An 18,640-nucleotide genomic window follows, 5' to 3' on the forward strand; every position below is an offset into this window, starting at 1 on the left:
ACGCAGCGTCACCGTCGGCACGCCCGGCCATCGGATCGGGGTTGCGCAAGACGGGGGTCGGGCGGTGGCGGTTGGGGCATGATGCCGCCATGGCTGAGATCAGCGGAGAACTGTGGAACGGGGACGTCACCGAGTCCCACTACCGCGCGGAGAAGGCGACCTACCGTGCGGCCGTGTTCGAGCAGTACAAGCTGTGTGTCGAGATGGCCGACCGGGTCAGCGCCCGCCGCAACCTGGCCAACACGTTCTTCCTGACGCTCCACAGCGGCCTGGTCGCCTTCCTCGGCGCCTGGCTGTCCCAGTCGCAGCACGGCAGGCTCTCGGTCCTGCTGCTCCTCGCGGGCCTCCTGGTGCTGCTCGCCCTGTGTGCCACGTGGTGGTTCACGCTGCGCTCCTACCGGCAGCTGAACGAGGGGAAGTTCCTGGTGATAGGCGCCCTGGAGGAGCGCCTTCCGGCCCGTGCCTTCCACCGGGCCGAATGGGAGGCGCTCGGCAAGGGCCAGGACTGGCGCGCGTACCTGCCACTCACCCACGTCGAGCGCTGGATCCCCGTCATCTTCGCCGTCACCTACGTCCTCGGATTCATCGGCCTCGCGGTGTGACGCGTACCGGGCCGCGCCCCCAACGTGACCATCAACCACCCCGGCCCGGAAGGAAGTTGTCACGTGACCACGATCGCCGTCACCGGCCACATGGACCTGGCCCCGGGGGCGGCCGGGCCCGTGCGGGCCGAACTCCACAAGCTGCTCGGGGAGTTCGAGGGCGACGACCTGGTGGGGCGCTCGTGCATCGCCCGGGGCGCCGACACCCTCTTCGCCCAGGAAGTACTGGCCCTCGGCGGCCGGCTGTCCGCGATCATCCCGTCCCGGGACTACCGGGAGGCAGAGGTGCCCGAGGAGGATCTCGCGCGCTTCGACGCCCTGCTCGACGCCGCCGAGGAAGTGCTGGTCATGCCGTACGAGCACGCGGGCCGCGACGCCTACGAGGCGGCGAACCGCCGCCTGCTCCAGGGGGCGGACCGGCTGCTGGCCGTATGGGACGGCAGCCCGCCCTCGGGCCTCGGCGGAGGAACCGCGGACGTCGTGGCCTCGGCGCGGGCGGCCGGGGTACGGGTCGACGTGGTGTGGCCGCCTGAGGCCGTGCGGACCAGCACCCAGGCCTGAGCGGGCCTGCGCATCTGTTCAGTCAAAACTGGACAGTCTTGACTGAAGAACTTACGGTGGGGACATGGACGACACCCCGCAAGGCATCTCCGCGTCCGCCGTCCGAGCGGCGCGCGACCTGCGGGTGGTGTTCAGCAGGCTGCGGCGCCGGCTCCGGGAGGTCGCGGACACGCAGGACCTCACCCCCTCACAGGTGTCCGCGCTCACCCTCATCGACAAGGGCGGGGCCGCCTCGGCCAGCGCGCTCGCCGCCGTCGAGGGCGTGCGCCCGCAGTCGATGGCCGCCACCCTCGCCGCGCTCGACCAGCAGGGTCTGATCCAGCGCAGCCCCGACCCCGAGGACGGCCGCCGCCAGCTGGTCACCCTGACCGGGGCCGGCCGCGAGCGCGCCGAGGGCAATCGGCAGGCCCGCGCGGAATGGCTCACCCAGGCCTTCCAGGACCGCTACACCGAGGAAGAGCGCGCCACCATCACCGAGGCGATGGCCCTGCTCGAACGCCTCGCCCAGCCCTGATGCGCACAGCGGCCGCCCACCCGGCCCGTACGACGCACGCCGAGACCACCTCAACCCCCTGAACAGCGCGCAAGAAAGGCACCACCATGGCTCTCACCACGCTCGACCCGAACACGGCACTCGTCGTCATCGACCTCCAGCGGGGCATCGTCGCCGCGCCCACCCAGCCCCACACCACCGCCGACGTCGTGGCCCGCACGGCCGAACTCGCCGACGCCTTCCGCTCGCACGGGCTGCCCGTCGTCCTGGTCCGCGTCTCGTTCGCCGCCGACGGAGCGGACGCCACCCCGGGGCGCACGGAGGCCGGTCACGGGGGTGGCGGCCAGCGCCCCGAGGGCTGGGACGTCATCGTCGACGAGCTGTCCGGGCACCCCGAGGACATCCGGGTCACCAAGCGCAACTGGGGCGCGTTCCACGGCACCGACCTCGACGTCCAGCTCCGCCGCCGCGGCATCACCCAGATCGTGCTGACCGGGGTGGCCACCAGCATCGGCGTCGAGTCGACCGCCCGTGCCGCGCACGAGCACGGCTACCACGTCACGCTGGCCACCGACGCGATGACCGACCTGACCCCGGAGGCCCACCTCAACAGCGTCGAGCGGATCTTCCCCCGCCTCGGCGAGACCGGCACCACGGCGGAGATCGGCGAGCTGCTGGCCAAGACCCGCACCAGCTGATACCCGCTCTTCAGCCGACCCACGTTCCGGTGAGGGCCTGCACGGCCGAGCCGTCGAGGTCGGCGAGCTTGGTGCCGGTGAAGTCGCGGGCCCAGTCCGAGGTCTGGATCCGGAAGGGCGGCCGGTCGGCGGTGAGCGCGGCGACGATCGGAGCCGCGGCTTCGTCCGGAGTCTGGGCGCTGGTGAAGGTCTTGGTCGCGCGCTCGATGTAGGCCCGGAGCGCCGGGGCGTACGGACCCGCGGCCTCCAACAGGGCCGGTACATCCAGCTCTTGGCTGGCGACGAACTCGCTGGCCACGGCGCCCGGCTCGACGACGGTGACGTGCACTCCGAGGGTGGCGGCGACGGGCGCGAGCGACTCCATGAAGCCCTCGACGGCGAACTTGGCCGCGCAGTAGGCCTCGTTGAAGGGCTGCCCGACCACACCGCCGACGCTGGTGACGGTGATGACGCGGCCCTGCGAGGCGCGCAGATGGGGCAGGGCGGCGCGGGTCGCCTCGACGACGCCGAAGAAGTTCACCTCCATCGTGGCGCGCACCGGGTCCATGCCGTCCTGCTCGACGGTGCCGACGTACCCGGCGCCCGCGTTGTTCACCAGCGCGTCGAGCCGCCCGTACTCGTCGATCACCTCGCCCAGGCAGGCGACGACGGATCCGGCGTCGACGACGTCGAGGCGCTTCACGGCGATACGGTCGGCGACCCGCGCCTGAGCCGCGGCCTCCCTCAGCGGGCCCTCCTTCCCCGTGTCGCGCATGGTGGCGACGACCCGCAGGCCGGCCCGGGCCGCGCCGACCGCGGCGGCCAGGCCGATGCCCGAGGACGTTCCGGTGATCAGGACAGTGCGTTCGGCGGTCATGCGGTTCTCCTCGGTTTTTCGGCGAGCGTACGCGTCCTCATGCGCCCGGCACCGGATGACCGGCCTCGATGCCCTCGCTGTCGCTCAGCCGGAACGGCTGCCAGTCGGACGGGCGCGGGGCCGGGGCCGCGGCCTCCTGCGGGCTGAGCAGAAACCCGACGTGGTCCCCGCCGTCCATACACCGCTCGACGCGCCCCACGAACCAGTCCGGGACCTCGTCGAGGAGGACCGTGCCCGCCGGGCCCTCGCGCCAGGCGACACCGGCGAACTTGTCGACCTCGTCGCCGGTCCGGCCACCGAAGTGCGCGGCCAGGCCGTACTGGGCGCGGCCCAGCAGGTGCACGGCGAGAAAATCGGCCGAACGGGCCACGCGATACGTCCTGTTGGCCGTGGACAGCCACACCATGAACCGCACCGGCACCATCGAGCACTGCGAGGCGAACCCCACCAGACATCCGGAGCGCTCCGCACCGGCCGCCGCCGTCACGACGTACATCGGGTAGTCGAGGCGGTCGAGGAACTGCTGCACGGCACTCACGCTGCTCAATCCCTCACCTCGTCGTCCGCGGGCTGCAACCAGCCGACCACAGGAACCGGCCCACGGCACGCCCCGGGTCGGCCGATCGGCCGAAAGCTGCGGCCCGGCCCGCCGGGCGGAGTGTGGGAGCGGAGGCCGGGGGAACCCGGGCGGAGCGCGGACCCGCGGTGCCGTGCACCTACGGCGCTCGCCGTCCGCACCCCGCACCCACCGTCCGTACGAAGGGATTCCTTCACCATGGAGAACATCTGGGCCTACCCCCAGGCAGCCGCGTACCAGCCGGGTACCGACCTGACCGGGTTCAAGGTCGAGGCGACCGACGGAAGCATCGGCAAGGTCGACAAGTACTCCGAGGAGGTCAGCTCCTCGTACATCGTCGTCGACACCGGCCTCTGGATCTTCGGCAAGCACGTCCTGCTGCCAGCCGGGGTCCTGACCCGCATCGACGCGGTCGAGAAGAAGATCTACGTCGCCTGCACCAAGGAACAGATCAAGGACTCCCCCGAGTTCGACAAGGAGAAGCACCTCGGGGACCCGACCTACCACGAGCAGATCGGCGGCTACTACGGACGCCCGCACATGTGAGGCACCCGTTCTCGCGATGCCCGGCCGTCAACTCGGGCCGGGCATCAGCCAGTTGAGACCCCCGACGATCGCTGGGTCACCGTGCCGCGAGCCACTCTTCGAGCACGGCCTCCCGGCCGCGCGAGCGCAGGACACCCGGCTCCGCCGAACTCCACCAGTCGCTCAGGACGGCGGGCGAGCACGCGCCCTCGACGAAGCGGGCGAGCAGCGCCTGGGACAGGTCGACCTCGCGTCGGCTGTACGCGGTCGCGGCGCCGGACAGCACGGTCGTCTCGATGCGCCCGCCCCCCGCGCTCACCGCCACCGTCATCTCCTCGGGGCTGCCCGGGTTCCACACGTCCAGGGCGACCGCGGCGACCGATGCCGCGCGGCCGGCCCACCGTCCGCCGGTCGACCGGACCGGCACCCCGATCACCTCCACAGAGGCCACATCGGACCAGATCCATTCCTTCGGCTCGGGTCCGACGACCCGCAGCGAGTCAGGTGTAAGCAGCACGTCCGACGCCGTCATGGCGCTGGGGGTGCCCAGGTGGACGTTGTCCGCGTCGATCCAGAAGAGGCCGACCATGCAGCCCTGCTTCTGCGCACCGGGAGACGCACCGGGGGACGTGGGTGTCGATTCCAAAGCGAACTCCATGGTGTGCGCATGGGTGTTGTCCATGGTTTTCCGCTCGACCCTAGATCACCTGTGAACGGCCTTCGAACGGCACCGACGAGTTTCGGGCAGCGTCAGGTCGATGCGGGCCGCGACGAGCGTCGAGTCGAGGCCGAGGCCTCTCAGACCACTCGGCCGGTGACCATGTGCAGAGCCATGCCCGCCCCCGCGAGCAGGAAGACCTCGTTCATGCTGTCGGCCAGCGAGTGCGCCGCCCCGGAGAGCAGCGCGGGCGACCCGGCCAGGGCTCCGGCGCGCCCGCCTTGGCGGCGGCGATGAGCAGGTTGGCCCCGAGCGCCACCAGGACGGTCAGCCGGGTCTTGCGGTCCTTCTTGCCTACGGTCACTTCCCATGTCCTTGCGACGGCCTGCCATTTGACGGTTTATCAGGCCGCGCTCATTCGGGCGATGGCGCGCGTGGCCGGTCAGCGGCGGCCGTTGCTCCGGGAGCCCGCGTAGGCGCGGCGCTTGCGCACGGACGAGGCCTCCTCTGGGTCCTCTTCCTCCTCTGCCCGGTCCGCGTCGTCCTCGTAGCCCGCGTCGTCCTCCTCGTAGCCGCCCTCGCCCTCGCCCTCGGCATCACCTTCGCCTTCGGCTTCGTCCTCGTACTCGTACTCCTCGTCGGGTTCGGCCTCCGGTTCCTCTTCCTGCTCGGGCTCGGACTCGCCCGTGTCCTGGTCCTCGGCCTGGTCCTCCTGGTGCCCGGCCTGCTGTTCGGGCTCCCGTTGCTCTTCCTCCTCGGCGATCGCGTCCTCGTGGCTGACGACGACCTCGCCGTCCCTGATCTCACCGCGCCAGCCGCCCTCGGCCTCGCCGCGCAGCGCGATGTGACGCGCGAAATTCTTGAGGTCGAGCCGGGCGCGACGGCCCTGGGAGCGCCATATGTTGCCGGTCTTCTCGAACAGGCCCTTGGGGTAGTACTCCATGACCAGCAGGACGCGGGTGATGTTCTCGCCGAGCGGGTGGAAGGTGACGACGCCCTTGGCCGTGCCCTTGGCGCCCTCGGAGGTCCAGGCGATGCGCGCGTCCGGCACCTGTTCGGTGGTGTGCGCCTTCCAACTGCGGCTGGACCAGAAGACCTTGACCTTCCAGTCCGATGTGGTGTCGTCGGCGACGGTCGCGCTCTTCACGCCCTTGGCGAAGGTGGCGAACGACTGGAACTGGGTCCACTGGTCGTAGGCCTCGCGCACCGGGACGCCCACGTCCACGGACTCCATGATGACGGTCGGCCTGCGCCCCGCCCCACCCTTCTTGCGCTTGCCACCGAGCCCCTTGAGCAGCTCTTTCGCGTTGTCCTTGAGATGCGAGGCGCCCATTTCCACCGCGGCACGGACCGGCCCCTTGCCCTCGGCGACCTTGCGGCCGCCTTCGAGCGCCAGCTTGGCGAAGCCGGGGCTGCGGCCCTCGGCGATGTCGTTGAGCTTGACCGTGGTTTCGCCGAGCTTGTGGCCCATGCCCATCAGGAGGCGCTCCCCCTGCGCGAGCAGATACCCCTGGAGTTCCTGCTTCAGGCGGTCGACCGCGGGGCTCTGCGTCAGTGGATTCTTCGTCTCAGCCACGGCGGTCACCACCCTGACCGCTCCGCCGGCTCGCCGTCTTCTTCGTCGGCGCCCGCTTGGCCGTACGCTGCACGGACTTGGCGGTCTTCTTGGCCGAACTCGCCCTGGGTGACGTGGACTTGGCGGCTGCCAGCCCGGTCGGTCGGGACTTCGCGGAAGACGTCCCTTCCCTGGTCGGTCGAGATCGCGAAGACGACTTGGCCGAGGCCCTGCCCTCGCCGTCCGCCTGATCTTCGTCCTCGTACTCCGCCGCACCCGGAACATCGGGCACCACGCCCGAGATCCGGTCCTGGACATCCAGCGTGCGGTCGTGCAGCCGGTCGGCGATGCCCTCGATCTGCCGGTTGAGGAGGGCGCCCGTCGCGGCCTTGCCGACGCCGCGCAAGTCCTCCCGCAGCTGGTCGCCGATCTCCTTGAACTGCGGGTTGTCGGCCAGTTGGGCCGCCGCGAAGTCCGCGATCGCCCGCGGGCTCAGCTGCAGCCGCTTGCCCATGACCAGTGTCCCGATGCCGAAGGCGAGCTTCGCCTTCTTCGTCCGCCCGAGCAGATAGCCCGCGCCCACCGCGAGCCCCAATCCCAGCCGATTGTTCATGCCTTGACCCGTCCTCTAGTCGTCCCGTCTCGCGAAGGGGAGCCCGTGGAGGCTTCATCACGCCGGGTAGCCAACATGGCCAGAGCCAAACCCCGGCCGTGGGGTGCCTCCGGGGTGGGTCTTCGTCGCCGTACCGTCCCAGGGCCCGGACTCCGCGCAGGTCACGGCGGGGGCATCGTCCCAGCGTCCCAGATCCGCCGGAGCGGCTTGTGCGGCGGGCGGGATCCCGCGGATGCTGCCGATGCACCCACAACACCTCGTAGCCGAAGGGGAGTTGGGCCTGGCATCGGAGCTAGCACAGTCATGGCCAACCGATGGGGGAACGGGCGGAGCCGGGTCGAGCCGGTCGCTCTGGGAGTGGTGGCGCTGTTCGCCGCCGCGGCCCGGTTCGCGCCCTCCGCGCACGCGGGGTCCTCGTGTACGGGCGCGGGCTGTTCCAGGACGGCGAACGACAGCTCGTACCATGCGGTCGCCTACCGCAACTGGTGCCGAGGGGGCGACATCACGGGCTCGTGGACGGCCACTCGTCCGACCTGTACGTCCGGCAAGGTGAAGGAGCAGACCTACTACCTCGCGCCGCACAGGCACACCCCGTGGACCGTGGACTGGGACGCCTTCCAAGTCGATCCCGGCTGGTGCGTCAAGGATGGTGGCGACCGCGCGGGCCGCCTCGGTGAGGGCCCGCCGGCGGCCTGAAGCACCAACGGCACCTTGGTGCCGCCCCAGTTGTAGAAGTACGTGCGGGCATAGCGCACGTACATGCCGATCAGATAGAAGCGGACGGCGTAGGCGATGGACCGCGCGGCGTCCAGCGGCCGGTCGGTGGCGGCGCGGTAGGCGCTGCCCGTGTTCCACAGCACCGGGTGCACACCGGCACCGTGGAAGGTGCGGTCGATCAGGCCGGCGAGGGCGACCAGGCTCTCGGGGGTGTCCCCGTCGTGCTGGGGGGGTAGAGCTTGATGCCGGCCGCGTCGCAGTCCTGGTAGCCGCCGGCCGCGGCCAAGTCGAGCAGGAAGCGCTGGGACGCCGGGGTCCACAGGTGAGCCCGGTGGCGCCGGGCGGGAATCCGGCGCGGGCGGCACCACAAGGACCCGGCCCCGGGCTCCTACGGCTACATGGCCGGGGACTACCACCTGGAGACCGGCCCGTACCAGACCTGCCCGGCCGTCTCGCTGGCCAAGTCCGGTACGAAGGTCTGGTACCACTGCTACGTGACCAACGCCCACGGCAACAAGTGGACGTACGTCCGCGTCGAGGGCTCCAGCACCGCGGGCTGGATGTCGAACGACAACATCACCCGCCAGCACGGCGCTTCGACCCCCTGTTAGCCCATCGGCTTCTTCGAAGGTGAGGGCTCAGCCCCTGCGGCGCAGGACCGCCGACAGGTGGTGTTGCAGGGGCTGGCCGACCGCCGCGAGGTCATGGGTGAACGTCAGCGTGTCGTCGTCGGTCAGCTCGTAGCGGCGGCGGGTCGCATTGACCTCCTTCGCGGTGGGCGTGAGGGCCACGTCGTTGGTGGAGAGGTCGACCGTCTTGCCGTCAGCGGCGCCGACCGCGATCTCCGCGATGCCGGTGGGCTGGGTGATCAGGGCCTCCACCCGCCCGTCGGCCTGGAGCCGCCACCAGCCGCTCTCGCGCGCCGAGGGACGCAGGGGCGCGCCGTCCTCGTCGAGCAGCCAGGCCCGGGCCTCGTACCGCAGGAAGGGCCGGCCGTCGTGGCTGAAGGTGACCTCCTGCGCGTACGCGAAGTCCCCGGTGATCGTCGGATATCCGCCCTCGCCCCGGCCGAACCAGGTGCCCAGCAGGCCGGTCACGGGCGCGAGCAGGGCGTGCGGGGCAGGCGCCTCGTCGGGCCGGTGGCCGTCGGGGTAGGGGTAGTCCGGTGCGGGGTCGAACACGATGTGCGCTCCTGAGGTCGGGGCCGATGCCAGACGGAAGCCTAGGGGGTCGATCCTCCGCAGGTCCCGCTCCACCGCCCGTCGCTCCTGCTCAGGTAGGGCCTGGTCGGCCCGTGTGGTGGATGTCGGGCCAAGGGCCCGGCGCTATCGTCGAGTGCGGTCGGCGAGCGACGGGGAAGGGCTCACATGGTGCGCGTACGGACGGTCGCCCGAGCGGCGGCGATCGGGATGGCTCTGGCATTGACCGTCGGCGCGGCCGGGGCGGCGCCCGCCGCCGGGCCGGGGGCCCTCGACGGGGTGTGGCGCATGGACGGCTACGGCACTGTGGTGACGATCGCGAGCGGGAAGCTCACGACGTACGACACCACCCGCGTCAGCTGCCTGCCGGGTGCCGTCACGGCCGAGCAGGTCGGCAGTCCGGGCCCGGGCGGAGCGACCCGCTTCGGCGAGGGCTCGGTCGGTTCGATGACCCTCACGCCGGAGGGGCGGGGGCACGCGGTCCTCGCGCCGGACGACGCGGCCGGCGTACGTCATCTGGAACGGCTGCCCGCGCTGCCGCAACCGTGCGGGAAGCCCGCCGAGGAGGGGCCGCTCGCCGTGTTCGACCGGTTCTGGGCCACCTTCGCGGAGAACTACCCCTTCTTCGCCGCCAAGGGCATCGACTGGCGGGCAGCCAGGGACCGATACCGCCCGCTCGTCACACCGACCACCACCGACGCGCGCCTCCAGCAGATCCTCACCGACATGATCCGCCCGCTGAACGACGCCCACACGGGCCTCGTCCACGGGGGCAGGACCGTCTACTTCGGTCTGCGGCCCGGCACCAGGGTGCCGACGCCGAACCTGCGAGCGCGCGCGGCAGACGCCGTCACCCACCAACTCGTCGCCCCGGCACGGACGTTCGCCCAGGGCAAGCTCGTGGTGGGTCAACTGCCGCACCACATTGGCTACTTGAGGATCGATTCCTTCGACGGGTACGTCGACGGGGACGACTTCCAGCGACAAGTCGCCGAACTCGACCGCGCTCTGGACGCGTTGCTCACGCCCGGTGCCGCCGCAGGATCCGATCCACTGGGCGGCCTCGTGATCGACGTTCGGCTCAACGGAGGCGGCTCCGACGCGCTCGGCCTGCGGATCGCCTCGCGGCTCACCGACCGCGCGTACACGGCGTACCGCAAGGTGGCCCGCAACGACCCCGACGACCCGGTCCGCTTCACCCGCCCCCAGCCGATCGTGGTGCACCCCGCCACGGCCCCGCGCTGGACCGGGCCGGTCGCCCTGCTCACGAGCGGCAGTTCCGTCAGCGCGGCGGAGACGTTCACGCAGGCACTGATGGGCCGTGACCCCGAGGTGACGCGGATCGGCGAGAACACCCAGGGCGTCTTCTCGGACGTCATGTTCCGCCCCCTGTCGAAGGACTGGGCGGTCATCCTGCCCAACGAGAAGTACCTCGATCAGGACGGCCGCTCCTTCGACGGCCCGGGCATCCCGCCCCGGTTGCGCACCCCCGTCTTCACCGAGGACGACCTCAGCCACGGGCGGGACTCGGCACTGACGCTGGCCCGCCGGGTGCTCTCCCGCGGCAATTGAAGCCCTCCCCGTTGCCGTGGTGGGGCGCCGCGTGCCGCAGCTCACCGTCCGGTATACGGAAACGTGGTTTCCGGGTCGCCGGTCGAGCGCATAGGGTGCGAACGCAGCTGGTTCGCCCCGTCCGCCAGGCGGGATGCGTCGTAAGAGGGAACCCGGTGGGAATCCGGGACTGCCCCGCAGCGGTGAGCGGGAACGACCGCCGTCATACGCACTGGGCCCGGCCGGGCCTGGGAAGCGACGGCCAGTAGATGCCTCAAAGAGCACGAGGCGTGCCCGCGAGTCCGAAGACCTGCCACTGCCCGTGTGCGACCGTTCGCGCACGGAGATCCCGGTGACCTCGTGGGCGGGTCGGCGTACGCACCAGCGGCAGCGGCACACACCGCGGCCCCGGTCCGTCGTCCCTTCGCGCCTTCGTCCCGTTCCGGGGTCCGCTCCACCGAAGAGCTCGCGAAGGAGAGTCTCGTGACGACCAAGCCCGCAACCGCGGCAGCACACGCCACCGTGTACGGCTACCCCCGCCAAGGCCCCAACCGGGAACTCAAGAAGGCGATCGAGGGCTACTGGAAGGGCCGTGTCGGCGCGCCCGAACTCCGGCGCACCGCCGCCGAACTGCGGGCGGCCACCTGGCGGCAGCTCGCCGAGGCGGGCGTCCACGAGGTGCCGACCGGTGACTTCTCGTACTACGACCACGTCCTGGACACCAGCGTCATGGTGGGGGCCGTCCCCGACCGCCACCGCGAGGCCGTCGCGGCCGACGCCCTGGACGGCTACTTCGCCATGGCGCGCGGCACCCAGGACGTGGCGCCGCTGGAAATGACCAAGTGGTTCGACACCAACTACCATTATTTGGTACCGGAGTTGGGGCCGGACACCGTCTTCGGCGCCGACTCCTCCAAGCAGGTCGGTGAGCTGACTGAGGCCCTCGCGCTCGGGCTCGCCGCGCGTCCCGTGCTCGTGGGACCGGTGACCTACCTGCTGCTCGCCAAGCCCGCGCCCGGCGTGGCCGCCGACTTCGAACCGCTGACCCTGCTCGACCGACTGCTCCCGGTGTACGCGCGGGTGCTGGCCGATCTGCGGGCGGCCGGAGCCCAGTGGGTGCAGCTGGACGAGCCCGCGCTCGTCCAGGACCGCACTCCCGCCGAACTGAACGCCGTCGCCCGCGCCTACCGCGAGCTCGGCTCACTCACCGACCGCCCGAAGCTCCTGGTCGCCTCCTACTTCGACCGGCTCGGCGAGGCCCTGCCGGTCCTCGCCAAGGCGCCGGTCGACGGGCTCGCCCTGGACTTCACCGGTCCCGCGGCCGCCAACCTCGACGAGCTCGCCGCGGTCGGCGGCCTGCCCGGCAAGCGGCTCGTCGCCGGGGTCGTGGACGGGCGCAACGTGTGGATCAACGACCTGGAGAAGTCGCTCACCACGCTGGCCACGCTGCTCGGTCTCGCCGATCGTGTGGACGTGGCCGCCTCCTGCTCGCTGCTGCACGTCCCGCTGGACGCGGCCGCCGAACGCGGCATCGAGCCGCAGATCGCGCGCTGGCTCGCCTTCGCCCGCCAGAAGACGGCCGAGGTCGTGACACTGGCCCGCGGCCTGTCCGGCGGCACCGGCGCGATCACGGCCGAACTGGCCGCGAACCGGGCCGACTTGGCCTCCCGCGCCGGTTCGGCCATCACCCGCGATCCGGCCGTACGCGCCCGGACCTCCGCCGTCACCGAGGCAGACGCCCGGCGTACCCAGCCGTACTCCGAACGGTCCGCCGCCCAGCGCGCCCACCTGCGCCTGCCGCCGCTGCCCACGACGACGATCGGCTCGTTCCCGCAGACCGGCGAACTCCGCACCGCCCGCGCCGACTTGCGGGCCGGGCGGATCGGCACGGCCGCGTACGAGGAGCGCATCGAGGCCGAGATCCGCGAGGTGGTCTCCTTCCAGGAGAAGACCGGCATCGACGTCCTGGTGCACGGCGAGCCCGAACGCAACGACATGGTCCAGTACTTCGCCGAGCAGCTCACCGGGTACCTCGCCACCCAGCACGGCTGGGTCCAGTCGTACGGCACCCGCTATGTGCGCCCGCCGGTCCTGGCCGGCGACATCTCCCGCCCCGAGCCGATGACGGTCCGCTGGACGACGTACGCCCAGTCGCTCACCGACCGCCCGGTCAAGGGCATGCTCACCGGGCCCGTCACCATGCTCGCCTGGTCCTTCGTGCGCGACGACCAGCCGCTCGCCGACACCGCCCGCCAGGTCGCCCTCGCTCTGCGTGACGAGGTCAACGACCTTGAGACATACGGCAGTTCGGTCATTCAGGTCGACGAGCCGGCGCTGCGCGAGACCCTGCCGCTGCGAGCTGCCGACCATCGTGCGTACCTGGCCTGGGCCACGGAGGCGTTCCGGCTGACGACCAGCGGGGTGCGGCCGGACACCCAGATCCACACCCACATGTGCTACGCCGAGTTCGGGGAGATCCTCGCCGCCATCGACGATCTGGACGCGGATGTGATCAGCCTGGAGGCGGCCCGCTCCCACATGCAGGTCGCGGACGAGCTGGCCGCGGCGGGCTATCCGCGCGAGGTCGGTCCGGGGGTCTACGACATCCACTCCCCCCGCGTCCCGTCCCAGGACGAGACCGCACACCTCATCACCCGGGCCCTGCGCTCCGTACCGGCCGAACGGCTGTGGATCAACCCCGACTGCGGCCTGAAGACCCGCGGTTGGGCCGAGGTCCGCCCGGCCCTTGAACGCATGACGGCTGCCGCGCGCGAGGCCCGGCGGCAGTTGCCCGACGCGCACTGAGGAAGGGGCGGGGGCACCGGATCGTCGGTGCCCCCGCCACCGTCTCAGTAGCACACGTGGCTCGGGGCGTCGGGGCCACAGTAGTTGGTGCCCGCGGTGGCGATGCTGTCGGTGCCGGGGTTCAGTGTCATGGTGAGCGGTCCGGGCTTGAGCCAGCCGAGATCGTTGGATTCGGCGACGCTCCCGGTGGCCGCGGTTCCGTCGACGCCGGTGAGCCGCCCTGTGGCGTGCCCCCCGTCGGTGATCTGGCCATTGACCACTGTGTCGCACGGCGGGGCGGCCTGATCGCAGGTGACGTACAGGCGCTTGCCGATCTCGAACGAACCGTCGGCATTCACCTGGAGCCAGTTGCCGTGGCCGATCCAGTGGCCGACGAACGAGGACACGTCGACCGGCTTCGCCGGGGGCGCTGTAGTGGCGGACGGCCGGGTGGGAGCCGGATCGGCCGAGGCGTGGGGGTGTCCGCTGCTGCCCGAGCAGGCGGTCGTCAGGACGAACGCCGTCACCGCCCCAAGGATGAGGCCGAAGCGTCGGGACAGGGCGGAGTTGCGGGGCGGAAGCGGGACCACGGGGGACTCCTTCGCGGGTGGGGGTGTGAGCGCGCCGGGAGGCGCTATCGCGGTGGGCGGCACGGCGCGGCGTAGTCGGTCTCCTGCACGTACTGCTGCCACTGGGAGCTGCTGATCGGATCGCCCGTGGCGGAACAGAGCCGTTGGACGAGGCGTTCGGGGTCGGTGTCCCGGATCGCGATCGCCCCCGGGGCCCCCTCGCTGAGGACGAGTCGGCCGCCGCCAGGGAGCGGGTCGGTGAGGGCGAGTCTGTTCCCGAGGTCGTTCGTCATCGGGGCGAAGTCGGCGGTCGCCGCGGGACGGCCGGAGGCGGATACGTCCCAGAGGTGGATCCCGCCGGTGTCGTCAAGGCCGGCCAGGGCCGTCCCGTCCGGGCTGAAGCGCAGGGCCCGCAGCGGGCCGGCGGTGGGGGGTGCGGTGCCCAGCGGCTTCGGTGCGCCGAGCTGTCCGACGTCCCACACGGTGAGGACGCCGTCGATGCCGGACGTGGCGAGCAGGGCCCGGCGAGGTGACAGCGCGGTCGCGGTGACCGAGCCGATGCGGGTCATCGCCGGGGTCGCGGGCTTCGGGTGGGCCGGATCGCTGAGATCCCAGAGCGCGCTACGGAAGTCGCTGGTGTCCAGGGTGGCGCCTTCGCTGCCGGACAGCACCCTGCCGTCCGGCCCGAAGCTCCAGCTCACGACGCCCCGGCCGTTGCTGGGCAGGGTGGCCAGCAGGGACGGGTGGGCCCGATCAGCCACGCCGAGGAGGCGCAGCCGGCCGTCGGAAGCGAAGTCGGCGGTGAGCATCCGGCCGTCGGGGCTGAAGTCCAGGGTGGTCGGCTCGTTGGAGTCGTCCTGCCTCAGCTGGACCGAGCCGAGTTCGGTCGGCCGCCGGGGGTCGGTGAGGTCCCAGAGCGACACGCCGCCGCTCGCGCCGACCGCGAGCACCCGGCCGCTGATCGCCACGCCGGCTCCCCCACCCGTCAGGTGGGCGGTGAGCCGTGGCTCCTGAGGGGTGCTGAGGTCCCAGATCTCGACCCGGTCCGCCGAACTCGTGGCGAGCAGCCGACCGTCCGGAGCCAGTGCGATGCCCGGCGTCCCGATGGACCGGGCGGGTTCGGGGACGGTGGCCAGGGCCGGGCGCGCCTGTCCGCCGCGCACGTCCCAGAGTTCGACCTCGTCGCCGGGTGCCCGAATGGCGTGATGTGCCTGGTCCAACGTGGCCAGAGTTCGCCCGTCGGCGGTGAAGGCCAGGGCGGCGCTGCCGCCGTTCAGGGCGGGCCGCGCCACCGGGTGCGCCGGGTCGGAGACGTCCCACAGCAGGGTGCCGGCCGGTTCGGGGGCAGGCACCGTGGCCGCGAGTGTCTTCCCGTCCGGGCTGAACGCCACCGCGGTCAGGGGGCCTCGTTCTCCGGGAAGAACAACCGGCGAGGGCGGGCTGTGCGGGTCGGTGATGTCCCACAGGTGTACGGCGCCGTCGTCGCCGGTGGCCGAGAGGGCGTGCCCGGCCGGGGCGAACGCGACCGCGCGTGCCGGTGCCGACAGGGTCAACCGCGTGAGGAGTCGCGGGTGTTCGGGGTCCTTGAGATCCCACAGCCGCACACCGTGATCCAGGCCCGCCCCGGCCACCTCAAGCCCGTCGGAGCTGACGGCCAGGCCCGCGACCTGTGCGGTGCTGCCGTCGAGCGGCGGGAGGTTCCGCGGGTGCGCGGGGTCGGTGAGCTGCCAGCTCCGGACGCTCCGGTCCCGGCCCGCCGCGGCCAGCACCTGGCCGCCCAGGGCCAGGGCACGGACCGGACCTTGCCCAGCGACGAGGTCGGCGAGCCGCCGGGGGTGGGCCGGTTGCGCCGTGTCCCACAGCTGTACGGTCCCGTTGCCCGAGCCGATCGCGAGGAGACGCCCGTCGGCGGCGAGCGCGACGGCCGTGGCGGCACCGTCCACCGTCAGGGCGGCCTCGTCGGCATGACCGGCGAGGCTCCACAGCCGAACCGTCCTGCCCTGGGCAAGGGCGAGCAGTCCCCCGCCCGAGCTCACGGCGGTGACGCCGGGCGCGGTGATGGTGCCGGGCAGCGGCAGGCCTGCCGACAGGGCGTCGATGGTGTCCCGGGTCGGCGCCAACTGGTATGCGGCGATGCGCAGTTGCTTGGCGAGGCCTGGTTGGGAGGCATCCAGCACGGCAGCCTCGGTGTCGAGCCGGTGCGAGAGGTTGGTGCGCCGGTTGGCGGCGCTGTCGCGGTGCTGCTGTACCGCGACGACAGCGGCGAGCGAGGCGGCGATCAGCGCCAGGCAGAGAGCCACGTACCGGATGGTGCGCCGCCGCCGGTCGCGGGCGCGCAGGTGTTGGCTGTGCTGTACGAACTCCGCTTCCTCGGCGGGGATTTCCGGTGCCCGGGTGCCGAGCCACCGCTGTGCCTCGTCGATCCGGCGCTGGTCGAGGGTGAGTTCGGACGGGCGGCCCTGCTCCTGCCAGGTCCGCAGAGTGCGTCGGAGCTCCTCCTGCCAGCGGCGGAAGTCACGGTTGTGCTCGATCCAGTCACGGAGCCGAGGCCAGCTCTCCACCAGGGCCTGGTGGGCGAGTTCGGCGGTGTCGAGGCCCGTCGGGCGGCGGGTCACGACGACGAGCCGGGTGCTGGCCAGGCGGTGGATCAGCGACCAGTCGCGTTCGGAGAACTGGTCTCGGTCGGCGACCCTGCGCAGGTCGGGGCCGCGTTCCCCGGCGTCCAACCGCTCACCAGGGCGGACCAGTTGAATGAAGATGCGTTCCAGTGCCTCGTGCTCGGTGTCGTCCGCCCACTCCCACAGGGTGCGCTCCGCGTTGCCGACCAGTGCGCCTTGCACCCCGCCGAGCTCCTGGTAGGCCCTGGTGGTGAGGAACCCACGCTCCTGCCGCGCCCACAGCTGGCTGAGGGTGTACTCCAGCATCGGCAGCGCGGCCGCACCGCTCGGGGTGTCGCGTACCAGCTGCTCGACCAGACCGTCGGCGAACCGGATGCCGGGGTGCCCCTCCAGCGGGCGCGCGATGGTCTCGCGCAGCTGCTCGCGCGTCATCGGCGGCACCACGACATGGGTCGTCTCCCAAGCCGCCCGCAGCACGGGGAGCCGCTCGACGTGCGGCAGGAAATCGATGCGGGTGACGACCACCGCCTGGGCCGGCCGGCTGCCGTCGGCGCGGCGCGAGGTCAGGGCGCCCATCATCGTGTCGAGCCGACGAGCCGTTTCCGGCGCGTCCACCAGCAGCGTCTCGAACTGGTCGGCCACCAGCAGGAGTCTGCGCCTCCCGCCGTGGCGGGCCAGGGTCTGTTCGAGCGCGGTGCGCAGCCCGCCCTCGTCCCGGAGCTGACGGGACAGGGCGGACCACCGGTCGTGCCAGTCCGCCTTGCGCGTGTCCTCGTCACCGGCGGACGCCAGTGCCCAGGCCAGCAGTTCCTCGGCGGTCAGCCGCAACCCGTGCGGCACCCGGGCGACGAGGTAGGTGCCGGGGTCGGCCCGGGCCAGCAGACCGGCACCGATCAGCGAGGACTTGCCGACACCGGAGGCACCGAACACCGGCAGTACCGGAACCTGTTGCTCGGCGACCAGTTCGAGCAGCCGGCGCGTCTCGTTGGCGCGCCCGTGGAACACCGCACCGTCCTGCTCGGTGAACGGCCACAGTTCGCGGAACGGACTGCCGCTGATCAACCGCGAGCGCAGTTGCGGCCACTCCCGCGCGAGCGACTCCACGGTCAGCGCATAGCCGGTACGGCGCCGCTGGTCTCCCTCCACCGCGACGACGACCCCGATGACGCCCTGGTACTCCTCGTCCCACACCGGCGCCCCGCTGAAGCCGCCGGCCAGCGGGAAGCCCACCCCCTCGTCGAACGTCAGCTGCCACCAGCCGGTCCCTTCGCGGCCCTCGACGGTGCCACGGGTCCAGATCCCGGCGTCCTTGCTTCCGTTCGACCCCGGGTATGTCGGGAACCCGAACGCCCGCCAGCGGTGCCCGGCCAGGTCGTCCGCCTCCAGGATGCGCATCGCCACGGCGTCCGCCGGGGGCGGGCCGGCCAGCCTCAGCACGGCCACGTCACCGCTGTTGTCGGCGGCCACCGGCACGCTGAAGTGCACCGTGGCCGACACTTTCGGGCGCCCTGCCAGGAGGGGAAAGTCGACGGTCACCTCGAAGCGCGCGGGCAGCGGCTGGTCGTCCGGGAGGCCGGCGATGGCCGAGACGACATGGGCGCAGGTGAGCAGCAGCCGGCCGGGGATGAGGAACGCGGCGCCGACCGGGAGCCCGTCGTGCAGGACCCGCGCCGTCCCCCGCTCCCAGGCCTGGGTGCTCGGCGCTCCTGGCGACGTCATTCGTCGCCCTGGTGGCGACTCCACTCCAGTTCCAGTGTGATGTGCGCGTCCCCGGACCCCTTGGCCACGACGAGCCCCGCCTCGGCCGTGACCTTGATCCCGAACTCCGCGCGGATGCGGTCGGGGCTCCTGGGCAGGTCCGTCAGGCGGTTCACCACCGCCTCGGCGACGTGCCGGATGCGCGTCAGGCCCGCCTCGAAGGTGTCCACGGAAGACGCGATCAGGCCCTCGCCGCGGCTCGCCCGCACGACTCCGGAACCCTGGTCGTCGGACAGTTCGACGACGACCGACTCGCCATTCTCGAAGGGCACACTCAGATACACGCGACGACCTCTCTGGTGGCTG

18 protein-coding genes, 1 pseudogene and 1 riboswitch are annotated in these 18,640 nt (G+C 71.9%); of the genes and pseudogenes, 8 read left to right on the forward strand and 11 right to left on the reverse strand.

The features are described from left to right. The first annotated feature begins 89 nt into the window (after positions 1-89). The 4 genes from OHA17_RS03435 (at position 90) to OHA17_RS03450 (ending at position 2,354) form a co-directional block, all read left to right on the forward strand. A complete protein-coding gene (locus OHA17_RS03435) occupies positions 90-602 on the forward strand; it encodes a hypothetical protein (protein ID WP_406503904.1) in 513 nt (170 codons plus the stop codon). Between the two features lie 63 nt (positions 603-665). Next, positions 666-1,163 (forward strand): hypothetical protein, encoded by a 498-nt coding sequence (locus tag OHA17_RS03440; RefSeq protein WP_406503906.1) that lies wholly within the window; start codon positions 666-668, stop codon positions 1,161-1,163. A 64-nt stretch (positions 1,164-1,227) separates the two neighbouring features. After that, complete coding sequence (locus OHA17_RS03445) at positions 1,228-1,677, forward strand: MarR family winged helix-turn-helix transcriptional regulator (RefSeq protein ID WP_406503908.1); 450 nt, start codon at positions 1,228-1,230, stop codon at positions 1,675-1,677. Positions 1,678-1,763: 86 nt separating this feature from the next. Then, positions 1,764-2,354, forward strand: a complete 591-nt coding sequence (locus OHA17_RS03450; protein WP_053728434.1) for a hydrolase — start codon at positions 1,764-1,766, stop codon at positions 2,352-2,354. Between the two features lie 10 nt (positions 2,355-2,364). On the opposite strand, the gene OHA17_RS03455 is transcribed toward OHA17_RS03450, so the two are convergent. After that, positions 2,365-3,210: an SDR family NAD(P)-dependent oxidoreductase gene (locus OHA17_RS03455; RefSeq protein WP_406503910.1), complete on the reverse strand. Its 846-nt coding sequence runs from the start codon at positions 3,208-3,210 to the stop codon at positions 2,365-2,367. Positions 3,211-3,247: 37 nt separating this feature from the next. Continuing rightward, positions 3,248-3,748, reverse strand: coding sequence for a flavin reductase family protein (locus tag OHA17_RS03460; RefSeq protein ID WP_406503912.1), 501 nt, complete (start codon positions 3,746-3,748; stop codon positions 3,248-3,250). 237 nt (positions 3,749-3,985) lie between these two features. Between OHA17_RS03460 and OHA17_RS03465 the strand changes: the two genes are divergently transcribed. After that, positions 3,986-4,333: a PRC-barrel domain-containing protein gene (locus OHA17_RS03465; RefSeq protein ID WP_398873486.1), complete on the forward strand. Its 348-nt coding sequence runs from the start codon at positions 3,986-3,988 to the stop codon at positions 4,331-4,333. A gap of 76 nt (positions 4,334-4,409) precedes the next feature. Here OHA17_RS03465 and OHA17_RS03470 read toward each other — a convergent pair whose 3' ends face one another. The 5 genes and pseudogenes from OHA17_RS03470 to OHA17_RS03490 all read right to left on the reverse strand — a co-directional run bounded on the left by OHA17_RS03470 (position 4,410) and on the right by OHA17_RS03490 (position 8,007). Beyond that, a complete protein-coding gene (locus tag OHA17_RS03470; RefSeq protein ID WP_406503914.1) occupies positions 4,410-4,994 on the reverse strand; it encodes a hypothetical protein in 585 nt (194 codons plus the stop codon). A 161-nt stretch (positions 4,995-5,155) separates the two neighbouring features. Then, a pseudogene (locus tag OHA17_RS03475) lies at positions 5,156-5,334 on the reverse strand (cation transporter); the annotation flags it as partial. A 78-nt stretch (positions 5,335-5,412) separates the two neighbouring features. Further along, on the reverse strand, positions 5,413-6,546 hold the full coding sequence (locus OHA17_RS03480) for an SRPBCC family protein (RefSeq protein ID WP_406503916.1): 1,134 nt from the start codon (positions 6,544-6,546) through the stop codon (positions 5,413-5,415). After that, positions 6,539-7,138 carry a DNA primase gene (locus OHA17_RS03485; protein WP_406503918.1) on the reverse strand — a complete coding sequence of 200 codons (600 nt, stop codon included), beginning with the start codon at positions 7,136-7,138 and terminating at the stop codon, positions 6,539-6,541. The genes OHA17_RS03480 and OHA17_RS03485 overlap by 8 nt, the downstream gene beginning before the upstream one ends. Before the next feature lie 566 nt (positions 7,139-7,704). Further along, on the reverse strand, positions 7,705-8,007 hold the full coding sequence (locus OHA17_RS03490) for a hypothetical protein (RefSeq protein ID WP_406503920.1): 303 nt from the start codon (positions 8,005-8,007) through the stop codon (positions 7,705-7,707). Positions 8,008-8,253: 246 nt separating this feature from the next. Here OHA17_RS03490 and OHA17_RS03495 point away from each other — a divergent pair, with 246 nt between their 5' ends. Next, positions 8,254-8,466 (forward strand): hypothetical protein, encoded by a 213-nt coding sequence (locus tag OHA17_RS03495; RefSeq protein ID WP_406503922.1) that lies wholly within the window; start codon positions 8,254-8,256, stop codon positions 8,464-8,466. Positions 8,467-8,493: 27 nt separating this feature from the next. Here the strand turns inward: OHA17_RS03495 and OHA17_RS03500 are convergent, their stop codons facing one another. After that, positions 8,494-9,036, reverse strand: coding sequence for an FABP family protein (locus tag OHA17_RS03500; RefSeq protein WP_406503924.1), 543 nt, complete (start codon positions 9,034-9,036; stop codon positions 8,494-8,496). A 186-nt stretch (positions 9,037-9,222) separates the two neighbouring features. On the opposite strand from OHA17_RS03500, the gene OHA17_RS03505 reads away from it, so the two are divergent. Then, the gene (locus OHA17_RS03505; RefSeq protein WP_406503926.1) at positions 9,223-10,626 is read left to right on the forward strand and encodes a S41 family peptidase; all 1,404 of its coding nucleotides are present in this window, start codon (positions 9,223-9,225) and stop codon (positions 10,624-10,626) included. Between the two features lie 91 nt (positions 10,627-10,717). After that, positions 10,718-10,938: riboswitch (cobalamin riboswitch) on the forward strand. A gap of 150 nt (positions 10,939-11,088) precedes the next feature. After that, positions 11,089-13,410: a 5-methyltetrahydropteroyltriglutamate--homocysteine S-methyltransferase gene (gene metE, locus OHA17_RS03510; RefSeq protein ID WP_406503928.1), complete on the forward strand. Its 2,322-nt coding sequence runs from the start codon at positions 11,089-11,091 to the stop codon at positions 13,408-13,410. 44 nt (positions 13,411-13,454) lie between these two features. Here metE and OHA17_RS03515 read toward each other — a convergent pair whose 3' ends face one another. From OHA17_RS03515 to OHA17_RS03525, 3 genes are read right to left on the reverse strand one after another with little or no spacing between them, the layout of a single operon-like run. Further along, on the reverse strand, positions 13,455-13,979 hold the full coding sequence (locus OHA17_RS03515) for a hypothetical protein (protein ID WP_406503930.1): 525 nt from the start codon (positions 13,977-13,979) through the stop codon (positions 13,455-13,457). 44 nt (positions 13,980-14,023) lie between these two features. Continuing rightward, positions 14,024-18,295, reverse strand: a complete 4,272-nt coding sequence (locus tag OHA17_RS03520) for a trypsin-like peptidase domain-containing protein (RefSeq protein WP_406503932.1) — start codon at positions 18,293-18,295, stop codon at positions 14,024-14,026. Continuing rightward, positions 18,292-18,618, reverse strand: coding sequence for a CU044_2847 family protein (locus OHA17_RS03525; protein WP_234392136.1), 327 nt, complete (start codon positions 18,616-18,618; stop codon positions 18,292-18,294). The genes OHA17_RS03520 and OHA17_RS03525 overlap by 4 nt, the downstream gene beginning before the upstream one ends. Positions 18,619-18,640: the final 22 nt, after the last annotated feature.

Source organism: Streptomyces sp. NBC_00212, assembly GCF_045206365.1.
Classification (GTDB): domain Bacteria; phylum Actinomycetota; class Actinomycetes; order Streptomycetales; family Streptomycetaceae; genus Streptomyces.

Bases quoted from the DNA above. Each gene is read 5' to 3' on its own strand.
- OHA17_RS03435 (WP_406503904.1), top strand. From the start codon at position 90: ATGGCTGAGATCAGCGGAGAACTGTGGAACGGGGACGTCACCGAGTCC.
- OHA17_RS03495 (WP_406503922.1), top strand. From the start codon at position 8,254: ATGGCCGGGGACTACCACCTGGAGACCGGCCCGTACCAGACCTGCCCG.
- OHA17_RS03445 (WP_406503908.1), top strand. From the start codon at position 1,228: ATGGACGACACCCCGCAAGGCATCTCCGCGTCCGCCGTCCGAGCGGCG.
- OHA17_RS03470 (WP_406503914.1), bottom strand. From the start codon at position 4,994: ATGGACAACACCCATGCGCACACCATGGAGTTCGCTTTGGAATCGACA.
- OHA17_RS03505 (WP_406503926.1), top strand. From the start codon at position 9,223: ATGGTGCGCGTACGGACGGTCGCCCGAGCGGCGGCGATCGGGATGGCT.
- OHA17_RS03520 (WP_406503932.1), bottom strand. From the start codon at position 18,295: ATGACGTCGCCAGGAGCGCCGAGCACCCAGGCCTGGGAGCGGGGGACG.
- OHA17_RS03455 (WP_406503910.1), bottom strand. From the start codon at position 3,210: ATGACCGCCGAACGCACTGTCCTGATCACCGGAACGTCCTCGGGCATC.
- OHA17_RS03485 (WP_406503918.1), bottom strand. From the start codon at position 7,138: ATGAACAATCGGCTGGGATTGGGGCTCGCGGTGGGCGCGGGCTATCTG.
- OHA17_RS03465 (WP_398873486.1), top strand. From the start codon at position 3,986: ATGGAGAACATCTGGGCCTACCCCCAGGCAGCCGCGTACCAGCCGGGT.
- OHA17_RS03450 (WP_053728434.1), top strand. From the start codon at position 1,764: ATGGCTCTCACCACGCTCGACCCGAACACGGCACTCGTCGTCATCGAC.